Source organism: Actinoplanes sp. NPDC049802, assembly GCF_040656595.1.
Classification (GTDB): Bacteria; Actinomycetota; Actinomycetes; order Mycobacteriales; family Micromonosporaceae; genus Actinoplanes.
Genome location: NZ_JBFAMR010000004.1, coordinates 60,397 through 73,053 on the forward strand (window position 1 = coordinate 60,397; position 12,657 = coordinate 73,053).

At 71.7% G+C, this 12,657-nt stretch carries 11 protein-coding genes; 4 read left to right on the forward strand and 7 right to left on the reverse strand.

All coding sequences use genetic code 11. The features are described 5' to 3' along the window. Positions 1–147: 147 nt before the first annotated feature. The gene (locus AB0I88_RS04200; protein ID WP_361018084.1) at positions 148–1,401 is read right to left on the reverse strand and encodes an MFS transporter; all 1,254 of its coding nucleotides are present in this window, start codon (positions 1,399–1,401) and stop codon (positions 148–150) included. A gap of 223 nt (positions 1,402–1,624) precedes the next feature. Beyond that, positions 1,625–2,152: a DM13 domain-containing protein gene (locus tag AB0I88_RS04205; RefSeq protein WP_361018086.1), complete on the reverse strand. Its 528-nt coding sequence runs from the start codon at positions 2,150–2,152 to the stop codon at positions 1,625–1,627. A gap of 137 nt (positions 2,153–2,289) precedes the next feature. Here AB0I88_RS04205 and AB0I88_RS04210 point away from each other — a divergent pair, with 137 nt between their 5' ends. Further along, positions 2,290–2,763: a GNAT family N-acetyltransferase gene (locus AB0I88_RS04210; protein ID WP_361018088.1), complete on the forward strand. Its 474-nt coding sequence runs from the start codon at positions 2,290–2,292 to the stop codon at positions 2,761–2,763. Here the strand turns inward: AB0I88_RS04210 and AB0I88_RS04215 are convergent. Both AB0I88_RS04215 and AB0I88_RS04220 read right to left on the reverse strand, forming a co-directional pair. Then, positions 2,749–3,771 (reverse strand): DUF418 domain-containing protein, encoded by a 1,023-nt coding sequence (locus AB0I88_RS04215; protein WP_361018089.1) that lies wholly within the window; start codon positions 3,769–3,771, stop codon positions 2,749–2,751. The two genes, AB0I88_RS04210 and AB0I88_RS04215, sit on opposite strands and share 15 nt — an antisense overlap. Before the next feature lie 169 nt (positions 3,772–3,940). Beyond that, positions 3,941–4,726: an SAM-dependent methyltransferase gene (locus tag AB0I88_RS04220; protein ID WP_361018091.1), complete on the reverse strand. Its 786-nt coding sequence runs from the start codon at positions 4,724–4,726 to the stop codon at positions 3,941–3,943. 101 nt (positions 4,727–4,827) lie between these two features. Here AB0I88_RS04220 and AB0I88_RS04225 point away from each other — a divergent pair, with 101 nt between their 5' ends. Continuing rightward, a complete protein-coding gene (locus tag AB0I88_RS04225) occupies positions 4,828–5,529 on the forward strand; it encodes a DUF6193 family natural product biosynthesis protein (RefSeq protein ID WP_361018092.1) in 702 nt (233 codons plus the stop codon). 110 nt (positions 5,530–5,639) lie between these two features. Here AB0I88_RS04225 and AB0I88_RS04230 read toward each other — a convergent pair whose 3' ends face one another. Beyond that, positions 5,640–8,252: a LuxR C-terminal-related transcriptional regulator gene (locus AB0I88_RS04230; protein WP_361018094.1), complete on the reverse strand. Its 2,613-nt coding sequence runs from the start codon at positions 8,250–8,252 to the stop codon at positions 5,640–5,642. A 99-nt stretch (positions 8,253–8,351) separates the two neighbouring features. After that, entirely contained in the window at positions 8,352–9,497 is a 1,146-nt protein-coding gene (locus tag AB0I88_RS04235; RefSeq protein ID WP_361018095.1) for an MFS transporter, read from the reverse strand. A gap of 428 nt (positions 9,498–9,925) precedes the next feature. On the opposite strand from AB0I88_RS04235, the gene AB0I88_RS04240 reads away from it, so the two are divergent. Together AB0I88_RS04240 and AB0I88_RS04245 are read left to right on the forward strand one after the other, a co-directional pair. Next, positions 9,926–10,189 (forward strand): hypothetical protein, encoded by a 264-nt coding sequence (locus tag AB0I88_RS04240; RefSeq protein WP_361018097.1) that lies wholly within the window; start codon positions 9,926–9,928, stop codon positions 10,187–10,189. Then, positions 10,186–11,205 carry an OmpA family protein gene (locus AB0I88_RS04245; protein ID WP_361018099.1) on the forward strand — a complete coding sequence of 340 codons (1,020 nt, stop codon included), beginning with the start codon at positions 10,186–10,188 and terminating at the stop codon, positions 11,203–11,205. The genes AB0I88_RS04240 and AB0I88_RS04245 overlap by 4 nt, the downstream gene beginning before the upstream one ends. On the opposite strand, the gene AB0I88_RS04250 is transcribed toward AB0I88_RS04245, so the two are convergent. Then, positions 11,177–12,592 (reverse strand): aldehyde dehydrogenase family protein, encoded by a 1,416-nt coding sequence (locus AB0I88_RS04250; RefSeq protein ID WP_361018101.1) that lies wholly within the window; start codon positions 12,590–12,592, stop codon positions 11,177–11,179. The two genes, AB0I88_RS04245 and AB0I88_RS04250, sit on opposite strands and share 29 nt — an antisense overlap. Between the last annotated feature and the right edge of the window lie 65 nt (positions 12,593–12,657).

Here is a 12,657-nt window from a genome sequence, read left to right on the forward strand (position 1 = left end):
GGACCGGCGGCAATGCCCCGACCCGGTGAAAGCCGGACGGCGGCCCGGGGCGGCCCTCATCCCCCGCCCGGGGCCCGTCCTTCGGTCGTGCGGCCGACCGCCGGCGAACCGGAACGCCCGATAGCCGGCCCGGCGAACCGCCGCTGATCAGGTCTTCTTCTCGCCGGGGGTGACGATCGCGGGTTCCGGCGCGGCGGCCGGCTCCACACCGGTGAGCCGGCTGAGGACGGCCCCGGCCAGGTCGGCGCAGGCCGCCGCGGCGCCGCCGGCCAGCAGCAGCGCCGAGGCGGAGACGCGGGTGGAGAGGGCGCCGACGCCGGCGGTCGAGACCGGTTCGAGCCCGAACGACATGGCGCGGGCGATGCTGTTGACCCGGCCCAGGTAGTTCTCCGGCGGCAGCGTCTGCAGCAGCGCCCGGTAGAAGGTGGCCGCCGGTCCGGCGGCCAGGCCGCTGGCTAGATGGAAGGTGCAGGCCAGAGCCAGGTTGGGCGCGAGTCCGACAGCCGCGAGCAGCAGGTCGCTGACGCCGAAGAGGACGAGCGCCATGCTCTGCGACCGCTGCCAGGATCCGGGCAGCCGGGTGCAGACCAGGGTGCCGAGCACCAGGCCCACCCCGAACGACGCGCTGAGGAAACCGAGCCCCTGCGGCCCGGCGTTCAGCACGTCCTTGGCGAACACCGGGATGGCCACCCCGAGAAGGCCGAGTATGAAGAGGTTCGCCACCGCGAACGTGACGAGCAGGATCCGCAGGCCGCGATGCCGCACTACGAACATCAGCCCGTCCCGCAGGTCGGCCAGGACGTGCGCGCGGGGTTCGCCCGCCGGGCGCGGCAGCGGCGGGGCGAGCAGCATGAGCCCGACGCTCGCCAGGTAGAGGACCGCGGTGATGACCATCGTGCCGCCGGCGCCGGCGATCGCGACCAGCACGCCACCGACCGCGGGCGCACCGGCCAGGGCGGCCCACTCCCGCAGGCTCGCCCACCGGTTCGCGTCGACCAGCTGATCCCGGGCGACGATCTGGGGCAGGATGCTGGCGGCCACCGGCAACCGCAGCGCGTCGAGGACGCCCAGACCGACCGCCACCAGGATCCACAGTCCGTAGATCTCGGCACGGGTGACCAGCGCGGCGGCGACGCTGAGCACGGCCAGCGACGCGCCGACGGTGATCGCGAGCCGCCGCCGGTCGAGACGGTCCACGAGGACCCCGCCGAAGAGCATCAGCAAACCTCGGGGTACGGCCCACGCGGCCATCACGATGCCCATGCGGGCGCCGCCGTACTGATGCAGAGTCGCCCACACGATCGCGACGATGAGGAACTGCTCGCAGAAGTCGGTGAACGCCTGCGACCAGAAAACCCCCTGGTACGCGCGGTTCCGGCGGAGCGGGACTGACGACGACATGTATCCGTATCCCCTGATCGGCAGTGTTTCCCTCGCGTGGACCGGGCAGTCCGGCCGTCTATTGGAGGCTGCCACTGCTGATCGAAGGGCACGAGTCGATCTCCAGCAGACGATCGGCGGCCGGCTCCGGCCCAATTCGCCCAGACGATCACGCAGCATCTCATATCAGGGGAAGTACGCCAAGAGCTGCAAGCCGGGCCGGGCGCCCGTTGCCGTCGTGCCGTCAGCGCAGCTCGGCCGCGCCGAACGACACCGAGAACCGCTCGCACCAGATACTGACACTGCGCAATCTCTCCAGGTCGACATCGGCGCCGACGGCATAGGACTGGTCGCCGCGGTTGCCTTTGAGACGGCCGAGTTCGACGTGGTCGCCGTCGTCGAAGACGTGCCATCCGGCTCGGCCTTCCCGGACCGGCTGATCGGAGAGCCACACCCTCAGGTCGGGGCCGTTGCTGGTGTCCAGCCCGACCAGTTCCAGCCGGTGGGTGCCGTCGGTTTCCCGGACCAGCCGCGCTGCGCCGGTGGTGTCGTGTTCGTGCGTCACGAATTCACCCCGCGCGACGACCTTCCGGGACGGCGTTCTGGACGGTTCGCCACCGCCCGGCCCGGCGGGCAGGCTGGGCTCGATGGACACCACCGGCGGCAGTGTCTCGGAGACGGTCCGGTCGGTGAACAGTTTCCACGGCTGGAACCAGTACAGCGCGGCGACGGCGACGAGGGCGGCGAGGGCGGCGATCACTCTGCGAATCACCGTCCCAGTAGACCGTGCGCGACGGCCGCTGATTCTTACGAACCGGTGACCATCGCCGCCGGGCCGGCCCGGATCGGGACAGGCTCGGCCTGGCGGGAACCTGATAGGTTCGCCCGCTGACGAGTGAGGGGGCACTTATGGGCGAGGTGGCGCTGCGTCCGATCGAGGATTCCGATCTGGACGCGTTGTTCGAGCAGGGGCGGGATCCGGTGGCGGTGCGGATGGCCGCCTTCACGTCCGCGGATCCCGGTGACCGCGCCGCGTTCGACGCGCACATGGCGAAGATCAGGTCGTCGCCGGACGTCATGACGCGGGCGGTCACTCTCGACGGGCGGCTGGTGGGCAGCATCGCCGGCTTCGTCGTCGACGGGGACACCGAGGTGACCTACTGGATCGACCGGGCTTTCTGGGGGCAGGGCATCGCCGGCCGGGCGCTTGCCCTGCTGTTGGAAGCGATTCCGGTTCGCCCGGTCTTCGCCCGGGTCGCCAGTGACAACACCGCGTCTCTCAAGGTGCTGCTGAGGGCCGGTTTCGTGATCACCGGCACCGAGGTCTCCTTCGCCAACGCGCGGCAGGGCGAGATCGAGGAGACCCTCCTACGTCTCGGCTGAGACCGGTCGCCGGATCAGTGGCGGCCGGTGGGCCCAGGTCACCCAGCGCCACAGCCATTCCAGTGGGCCCTGGCGGAAACGGCGCAGCCACAGGGCAGACCAAACCCATTGCACGGACAGGATGACGGCCGCGGTGACGACCACCATCGCGGTCGGCCGGCGGTCCAGGTCGCCGACGAGACCCGCCACGGTCAGGACCAGTACGGTGGCCGAGAGATAGTTGGTCAGCGCCATCCGGCCGAGTGGAGTGAACACGGCGGCCAGCGGGCGCCGGAGCGGGGTTCGCAACAGCAGCAACAGGGCGCAGACGTAGGCGCCTGCGGTCAGCAGCCCGGCCAGGGGGTAGGTGATCCGGAACAGTCGACCGTCCGGGTCCGCCTGCGCGGCCTGCCATTGGAGCAGCGACGCGGGGACCGCGCCGGCCACGAAGACCGCACCGAGGATGGCGGGAACTCGACTGTGCCGATCGAGTCCGGCGGTCACGCCGTAGCGGGTCAGTGCCGAGCCGAGCAGGAGCAGGCCGGGGATCAGCGAGTACCAGCCGCCCAGCACCGTCACCGACAGAACGATCAGGATGCCGCTCAGCACCGCCACCACCCGCCGGGGCAGCCATGTCGACGGCAGCAGGACCACCAGGCCGACGGTGGCGTAGGCGGTCAGCACGTCGCCCCGCCACAACAGCAGCAGGTGCGCGAGCCCGATCATCAGTAGGGCGAGCATTCTGCGGAGCAGGACCGCACGGCTTCCCGCCTTGTCCAGGAGCAGGGTGAATCCCACCCCGAAGAGGACCGAGAAGATCGGGAAGAAGCGCTGGTCGACCAGCATGTGCAGGATGCCGGGCGCCGATTCGGAGGTGGGGCCGAGGACGTCGCCGCTGTTCGCGATCGGTTTCACGTTGGCGAGCAGGATTCCGCAGAGGGCGAATCCCCGGAGGACGTCCAGGGCCGCGATCCGTCCGTCACCGGCCGTTGCGGCGCCCGCGGGCGGTGCGGTCTGAGCCGTAGTCATGGCTCGTAGCCTTCGCCGTTCCGGGGTCACGGCCCTCTGTCCCGGGTCGGAAATCGGCCGGCACGCCTACGACTTTCGGTCAGGACGTGATCCTGACGCGGGGGCGCCTCCACGAGCTGGCCCGTGGCGGCCAGGCGGACCTGGCCGCCACGGGTTCCGCGGTGCGGGGTCAGCGTTTGAAGGCGACTCCCCCGTACATGTAGACGGCGGCGTCGTCCACGCCCTTGTCCTCGTCGGTGGGCCGCCAGTGGTGGACCGGCACGACACCCGGCGACACCAGGTCGAAACCGGCGAACAGACCCTCCACCCCGGTACGGGTACGCGCGACCACCGGCACCCCGTTCTGGTTGTAGGTCTTCACCGTCCCCGGGCCGCCGTCCGGGTCGTTCTCCACGGTGACCGCGGACAGGGCGAGCGCGCTGCCGGTGGCCAGTGGCGCCATGAGACGGCCGATGATGTCGCGAGCCTCGTCGTCGTCGACCACGTGCTGCAGCACCGCGATCAGGGTGAGCGCGACCGGCCGTGACAGGTCGAAGCTTCCGGCGGCGTCCAGGATGGCCTCCGGCTTGCGCAGGTCGGCGTCGAGGTAGGACACGGCGCCGGTGCCGACCTGGGTGAGCAGCGCCCGCGCGTGGGTGAGCACCAGCGGATCGTTGTCGACATACATCACGGCGGCGTCGGGCGCCTCGGTCTGGACGACCTCGTGCAGGTTGGGGCGGGTGGGCAGGCCGGTGCCGACGTCGAGGAACTGGCGGATCCCCGCGCCGGTCAGGTAGCGGGCGGCCTTGGCCATGAACCGGCGGTTGGCGCGCATCGAGATCGGCAGGCCGGGGGTGTGCTGGAGCATCTGCGTGGCCGCCGCCCGGTCGGCCTCGAAGTTGTCCTTGCCGCCCAGCAGGAAGTCGTAGATGCGAGCCGAATGCGGCCGGTCGGTGCGCAGATCGCCAGAAGACATTGTGACCCTTTTTCGGAACCGGATGACTGACGAACAAACTGACACACCGGACATGCGTTCCGCTACCCCATGTGGCGGCCACAGTCAGTACCCTCTATCCGGTGAGCGCCGCGCCTGACCCGCTGCACTATCCCGACATCGTTGCGGCCGGGGATCTCCGGACCGCTGTCCAGGACCTTTTCGACCGGACCGGGGCGTCGTTGCGTGCCGAGGTCCCGTCGTCGCCCGGCTGGATCCGGGTGGGCGCCCGGATCGCGCACGGCGACCGGCATGTGAACGTGCTGTTGGCCATCGACGACCGCGTCTTCCTGCTGGATTTCTGGATGCGTGGCGTCCGGATCGCCCGGGGCCGCACCGCCGATCTGGAGGAGGTCGCCGCGGCCGCCGCCACGTTCCTGTCCGGGGTGACGGTGGCCGAGTTGGGGGCGGCCCACGCGTTCGTGACGTACGGCGGATTCGCCGAGGCGTTCGAGCGGGGTGAGGCCGAGGCGATCGAGTTCCGGTGGGGGCGGTTCCTGGACGAGGGCACGCCGCCGCATCGGCAGAAGCTGGACCGGTTCGTGCGGGCCGCCGCCGAGGAGCCGCGGCTGCGGGCGCTGTACCCGTTCACCAGCCACTGGGACTTCGGGCTTCGGCCGGGTGTCGCCGACCTGCAGAGCCGGGCGCTGGTCTGGGTGCGACCGGTCGGCGACCGCTATGTGGTGGCCGGCCGGAACCGCCGCGACCTGGACCATCCCGGCGAGCCGGTGGCGGCCCGCGAGGCGGTCGCCCTGGTTCTGGCGACCCTGGACCGCGACGCGTAGCGAGGAGAGCGCCGGACCGGTCTCAGCCCGGCGCGGGCCTCACGGGCGCGAGGCCGCACCGGGCCGGGCGAGAACCCAGCACGGGTACGCGAGACGCGTACCGGAGATGGTTAGAGAAAGCCGTTCTCCCGGGCTTGGGTGACGGCCTCGCTGCGCCGGGAGACGCCCAGTTTGCGATAGATGGCACGCATGTGCGCCTTGACGGTGTTGACCGAGATGCCGAGATCCTGGGCGATCTCGGCGGCGCTGAGCATGGTCGGCAGGAAGAGCAGCACCTCGGCCTCGCGTTCGCTGAGCACGTCGGCGGCCGGGGTCTTACGGCCGGACCGGATCTCGGCGCGCAGTTCCTCGAGGAAGGCGGAGTGCTTCTCCTCGGGGTACAGCAGTTGGAAGCGGTGCAGCAGGTCGTCGAGGCGGCCGTCGGCGTGGATCAGGAACGGGCGGCGGATCCGTTCGCGTTCGGCGAGGCGAAGGGCGTCGCCGAGCAGTTCGGCGGCCTGGCCGGCCTGGCCGCGGGTGTCGGCGATCAGGGCGACGAGCAGCCCGGCCTCGACGGTCGCGGCGGTGTAGGGCAGGGTGGCGGGCCGGGGGTCGAGCAGTTGCCCGGCTCGCCGCAGGTCCTTGTGGGCGAGCGCCACCCGGGCCTGGACGACCTGCATGGCCAGGTCGCCGTCGACGGTCGGTGGCCCGGCCGGCGGCGGACCGCTGCGGCCGGCGGCCAGGTCGGCCTCCATCTGGATCATCGTCAGCCAGCGATCGAGCCACGGCACCCGCGTGCGGGGGCTGCGCTCGGTGCGGACGGCCTCCAGGAACACCTGGGCCTTGGCCGGTTCGCCACGGGTCACCGCGAGACGGGCCTGCGCGCCGAGCAGGACCACACGCTGCGCCACCTCGGGGTCGCTGTGGTGGGCGCGCATCCCGGCCTGGAGCGCCTCGTCGGCGTCGGCGAGCTCGCCGCGTTCCAGATGGACGAGGACCATCGCCAGGTGTGCCGCCACCGACTGCACGGTGTCCTGCCAGCCGCGTCGCCCGGCCAGTTCGCGGGCGGCGCCGGCGAGCCGTGCGGCATCGGCGACCGAGCCGCACATGACCTCGGCGAGGGCGAGGTGGCCGTTCGCGTTGATCTCGGCGAGTTCCAGGCCGGCGGCGCGGGAGGCGCCGGCCGACGCCCACAGGTCGCGGATCGCGGCGCCGAGGTCGCCGGTCCACAACCGGGCGAGCCCCCGGTTGTTGAGTGCGATCGACCGCTGCTGGGTGACGGTGGCGCCACCCGCGGCGCCGTCGTTGGTCAGCAGCTCGAGCAGTTCGGTGCATCCGGCGTGGAGGGCGGGCATGTCGCCGACCGCCCGGTCGGCGGCCAGTTGCAGGGTGAACCGCATGATCTCGACCGGCCGGTGTTCCTCGCCGGGGCGGCGGCGCAGCAACCGGCGGACGTGTTCGAGGCGGGCCGGGATGGCCTCGTAGTCGCCGTCGTGGAAGAGCAGGACGGCGGCGCAGATCATCAGCTCCGCGCTGGAGCCGAGCTTGTCCTCGGGCACCAGGCGCAGGAAGCGGACCAGCGCGGACCGGTGCGCGGAGAGGACCAGCGTGGCGGCCTGTCCGGTGACGAGCCGTCCGACATAGGTCCAGTCCTGTGCCGACACCGCGTGGGTGAGCGCCTCCATGACCGAGTCGTTGGCGGCGTGCCAGCGGGCGGCCCGGCGGTGCAACTCGGCGATCACGGTCGGGCTCTCCACCTGGAGCCGGTGGCCGAGCGCGTCGCGGAGCAGATTGTGGTAACGGAACCACAGGGGGCGGTCGCCGAGCCGGATCATGAAGTCGTGCTCGTTCTCGAACTGCTCCAGCATCCGCTGGCCGTCGCGCCCGACGGTGATCGCGTTGGCCAGCTCGGCGCACACCCGCTCGCAGATGCTGGTCTGGAGCAGGAAGCGGCGCTGCCGGCGGCTGCGCCCGGCGAGCACCTCGTCGGTCAGGTAGTCGTCGATGCCACGGCCGTCGCCGGCGAAGTCGGTGACCGTCCGGGTCTGGTGACCGGAGAGGAAACCGGCGCCGAGCTGGAGGCCGATCGCCCAGCCCTCGGTCCGGTCCAGCAGGGTGGTGAGATCCGCGGCGGTGAGGCTGAGCCCGTGCCCGCGCACCAGGTCCGCGGCCTCGATGTCGGTGAACGCCAGATGGTTGGCGCGGATCTCGCTGAGCTGCCCGGCGACGCGCAGGCGGTGCAGGTTCAGAGTCGGCCGGTGACGGCCGATCAGCAGCAGCCGCACCGGCTCGGGTGGGTAGCGGAGCAGGTCGCCCATCTCGGCCAGCACACGCGAATCGTCGATCTCGTGGAAGTCGTCGATGACCAGGACCGACGGGTCTGGCAGACGGCTGAGGCCGTCGGCCAGCAGGCGTATTCGGGTGCGCTCGTCGCCCGGGACGGTGGTCAGGCCGGCCAGTGGGTTGCCGTCGTCGAGCAGCCCGGCGGTGTGGAGGGCGGCCACCACGTAGGTCCAGAAGGTCTGCGGGTCGTTGTCGTGCCGGTCCAGGTTGAGCCACGCCACCGGCGTCTGACGGGTCCGTGCCCAGGCCGAGACCAGCATGGTCTTACCCCAGCCGGCGCCGGCGCTGACCAGCGTGACCGGCCGTTCCACGGCGGCGTCGAGCTGGTCGAACAGTCGCTGCCGGGCCACCCCGGAGCGGGTCACCCGTGGTTGGGCGGTTTTGACGGCTAGCAGCGGCAAGAGCCCAGCCCCCATCGGACTCGGGTCCATACGATCCCCCCGGAAATGGCGTATGCGTCAGCGAAACACGCCGCATCACCCGTGTCCATAGCCGTGCGCCTATCGCAACTGACCGATTTTGATCGTTGCATGGAGGGTCGCGGACGCGGCGCCGGCGGCCAGCAGCCCCAGCGCCGGCCCGTAATCGCCGAAGGTCTCGAACGCGTACGCCATCAGCAGCGGGCACAGGAACCCGGCCAGGCCGCCGGTCGCGCTGGCCACGCCGGTGATCCGGCCCACCGTGTGCGGCGGGGCGGTCCGGTTGATCTGCGCCAGCACCGAGGTGCTGGCCACCCCGAGACCGACCGCCAGCGCGGGCAGGACCCCGGCCAGCATGACCGGCAGCGGCGGCGTGGTGGCCTGCACCAGGGCCGCCAGGCTGATCAGCGTCAGGGCCGAGATCAGCGGGCGGGACGGGGACAGCCGGTCGGCCAGCCAGCCGCCGACCGGGCGCATCAGCACCGCGACGACCATGAAGGCGGCCATCACGTCGCCGGTCCGGGCCGGCTCCATGGCGTACGCGTGGGTCAGATACACCGGCAGGAAGGACGTGAAGGTGACGAACACCGCGAACGTCACCGTGTACCAGGCCGCGGACTGTCGGGTGATGGGCAGCCGCAGCACGTCGGCCAGCGAAACATGCGTCCGGTTTTGATCGCCCTCCGGCACGGGTGCGTCACCCAGCGTCATCAGCGCGACGGCCCCGAAGACACCGACCACCACGGCCGCGACCAGGAACGGCGCGGCCAAGCCGTACGCCGTCGCCAGCCGGACCCCACTCGCCCCGCCCAGCGCGCCCCCGGCCAGCCCCAGGCCGAGCACCCCCAGCGCCAGCCCGCGCCGGGTGGGCGGGAACCAGGAACCGGCGAAGGCCACGCTCGCCGCGAACATGGCGCCGGCCGACCCCAGCAGGACCGCGCCGACCACGAGACCGGCGAACGAACGAAGCCCCACCGCGGCCAGCTCCAGCAGCGCCAGCACGGTCATGCCCAGGACCAGCAACTGCACGGCGCGGCCGCCGAGCCGGTCGGTCAGCGCGCCGGACGGGATCCGGGCCAGCGCACCGACGACGACCGGCACCGCGACGACGAACGCCTGCTGCATCGCGGTCAGCCCCAGCGTCTCCCGCAGGGTCGGGGCGAGCGGGCCGAGCAGTGTCCACGCCCAGGAGGTGAGCAGATATCCGGTGAGGGCCAAGGCCAACATCGCACGGTTGTTGACCTGGACAGACGGGATCGCCTGCCGGGTTGAAGCCATGACGCCCCGCCCTCCGCCGTTTGCTCGACGGTCCGTATCTTTACTGAACCAAGCAACCCAGCTCAATCCCTTTGAGCTGCGACGAAGGCCTCCCTGCGCTCCCGGACACCGAAACCCGGTGGGTGTCGACTGCGGACGACGGCCCCACGGCCGTGGCCGTGCGCTGTGGAGAGTGCCCGCACGATGGGCGCCCTTCCGGCCGAAAGCCCGGTGCGCCGGGCGCGCGATGACCCGAACTGGACGGTGAATGCGGGCCGGGAAATGACGTTCGCCGAGCACCCGATTACCCACTCCTGGACACCTGCGGTCCATTTTGCAAATGGCGCGACAACCGCTACCCTGTGCGCACCGCAAGACGCCTGTTTCCGGAGGTCACAGTGGCCTGGTTCGTCGGCCAGTCGCTCGCCGTCATCACGCTGGCGTTCATTGCGGGGGTCGCCGTCGGCAGATTTTCCGCACGTTTCGGAAATGCGTCTCCCGGAATACTTCCCGATGCCGGAAATGCGGCAGAAAGCGACGACGGCGTGCGCGATCGGGTCGAGGATATCCGGCCCACGGCGCCGGCTGTCCACCCGGTCACCGATGGTGAGACCACGGCGGCGCCGGCCGCCCGTCGTGACACCAAGGCGGCGCCCCGGTGACCGGCGCCATCACCGGAGCGTTCACCGACGAGGTGACCCGCCGCTGGTTCGCGGCCCTGGCGCTGCTGTTCTCGCTGACCGCGATCGTCGGATACCAGCTCGGACCGAACCGCGACCGGATCGAGGACGACCTGGCCGCCCGGTCGGCGGCCGCCCTGACCGCGGCCGGGGCCACCGGCGCACAGGTCTCGTACTCCGGGCGCGACGCCACCGTGGTGACCGGCTCGCGGGCCGAGGCCGACCGGGCCCGCCAGGTGCTCGCCACAGTGAACGGGGTCCGGGCCGTACACACCGAGGTGGTGCCCGCGGCGCTCCAGGTCGCGCCGGACTTACGGCTGGTCGTCGAGGACGGCCGGGTCACCCTCAGCGGGCGGGTCGCGACCGCCGGCACCAGGCAGGCCCTGCACGACGCCGCGGCGAGCGGGTTCGCGACGGTCGACGACCGGATCACGGTCGCCGCCGGGGTGGCCGCCGACCCGATGATCGACCGGCTTCCCGCGCTGCTGCGGGCGCTGCCGGCGGACGGGTCGCTGCGGTTCGAGAACGCCACTCTCACGCTCACCGGCACGGCCCGCGACGAGATCGCCCGTGCCGAGCTCACCACGGCGGCGCGCGACACCGGGGCCACCGTCCTGGACCGGCTCACCGTCACCGACCCGCAGCGGCGGCTCGACGGGCTGCCGCCGCTGACGTTCCGGACCGGTGGATCCGGGCTGACCGGCGAGTCGGCGGCGGCGCTGCGCGAGGTCGCCACGGTGCTGCGGCGCAATCCGAGCGCCCGGCTGCACGTCGAAGGGCACACCGACGCGCGCGGCTCCGCGGCCACCAATCTGGCCCTCAGCGAGAAGCGGGCCGCGGCGGTCCGCGACGTGCTGCGCGACCTGGGGATCGCCGCGCAACGGCTGACCATCACCGGGTACGGCGAGGCCCGCCCCGCCGTACCCGACGACACCGCCGCCCACCGCGCCCAGAACCGGCGGGTCGAGCTCAGAGTTGAATCGCCTTGGTCTGGGTGAACTCCAGAATCCCGTACGGGCCCAGCTCCCGGCCGTGGCCGGACTGCTTGTAGCCGCCGAACGGGGCGAGCGGGTTGAACGCCGCCCCGTTGATCTCGACCTGCCCGGTCCGCAGCCGGCGGGCCACCCGGATCGCACGGTCCCGGTCCGCCGACCAGACACCGCCGGCCAGACCGTAGTCGCTGTCGTTGGCGATCCGTACGGCGTCCGTCTCGTCGTCGTACGGCACGATCGCCAGCACCGGCCCGAAAATCTCCTCACGGGCGATCGTCATGTCCGGGCGCACGTCGCTGAACACGGTCGGCCGCACGAAATAGCCGTGCGGCCGGTCGCCCGGCTGCTCGGCGCCGCCGCAGACGAGCCTCGCCCCCTCGGCGACGCCCCGGTTGATGTAGTCGCGCACCCGGTCCCGCTGCGTCGCGGAGACGAGTGGACCGAGCACGGTGTCGGGCGCGCCGGGATCACCGACGACGATCTGCCCGGCGACGGTGGCCGCGATCTCCTCGGCCACCGGCAGCATCGCCCGGGGCACCAGCATGCGGGTCAGCGCCGTACAGGTCTGCCCGGAGTTGATGTAGCACTTGGCGATCCCGTCGGCGATCGCCTGCTTCAGATCGGCGTCCTCCAGGATGATGTTCGCCGACTTACCGCCCAGCTCCAGCGCGACCCGTTTCACCGTGGCGGCCGCCACCTCACCGACCCGCCGCCCGGCCCGGGTCGAGCCGGTGAACGACACCATGTCCACCCCCGGATGCCCGGCCAGCGCCTCCCCGACGACCGGACCGTAGCCGGTGACCAGGTTGAACACCCCGGCCGGCAGGCCCACCCCGTCGAGGATCTCGGCGAGGGCGAAGGCGCTCAACGGCGCCACCTCGCTCGGTTTGACCACGATCGTGCAGCCGGCCACCAGCGCCGCCGCCACCTTCGCGGCGACCTGGTGCAGCGGATAGTTCCACGGCGTGATGGCCGCGACCACGCCGACCGGCTCACGCACCACCAGTGAGTTCCCGATCCGCTGCTGCCAGGGCAGATCGTCGGCGAGATGCTGCATCGAGGTGAACGTGGCGATCGGCAGCGCGGTCTGCACCATGACCGAGAACGGCAACGGCGAGCCCATCTCCTGCGAGATCAGCGCGGCCAGCTCGTTCTGCCGCTCCTGCAGCCGCAGCGACACCTCACCGCAGAGAGCGACCCGGTCGGCGAGCGGTGTCGCGGCCCAGCTCTCGAAGGCCGCGCCCGCCGCGCTCACCGCGGCGTCCACGTCTGCCGCGCCTCCGGCCGGGACCCGCGCGAAAACCTCTTCGGTGTACGGGTTGACGACCTCGATCGTGTCTCCCGTGCTCGGCGCGACCCACTGCCCGCCGATGTAGAAACGGTCCGTTCTCATAGGGTTGCCTCCGCTGCGCTCCGGCCGCGCCATGAGTCCAAACCTGAGCTGACCGATTCGCTCGC

Coding starts and splice junctions, on each gene's coding strand:
- AB0I88_RS04200 (WP_361018084.1), bottom strand. CDS start 1,401: ATGTCGTCGTCAGTCCCGCTCCGCCGGAACCGCGCGTACCAGGGGGTT.
- AB0I88_RS04210 (WP_361018088.1), top strand. CDS start 2,290: ATGGGCGAGGTGGCGCTGCGTCCGATCGAGGATTCCGATCTGGACGCG.
- AB0I88_RS04215 (WP_361018089.1), bottom strand. CDS start 3,771: ATGACTACGGCTCAGACCGCACCGCCCGCGGGCGCCGCAACGGCCGGT.
- AB0I88_RS04220 (WP_361018091.1), bottom strand. CDS start 4,726: ATGTCTTCTGGCGATCTGCGCACCGACCGGCCGCATTCGGCTCGCATC.
- AB0I88_RS04235 (WP_361018095.1), bottom strand. CDS start 9,497: ATGTTGGCCTTGGCCCTCACCGGATATCTGCTCACCTCCTGGGCGTGG.
- AB0I88_RS04250 (WP_361018101.1), bottom strand. CDS start 12,592: ATGAGAACGGACCGTTTCTACATCGGCGGGCAGTGGGTCGCGCCGAGC.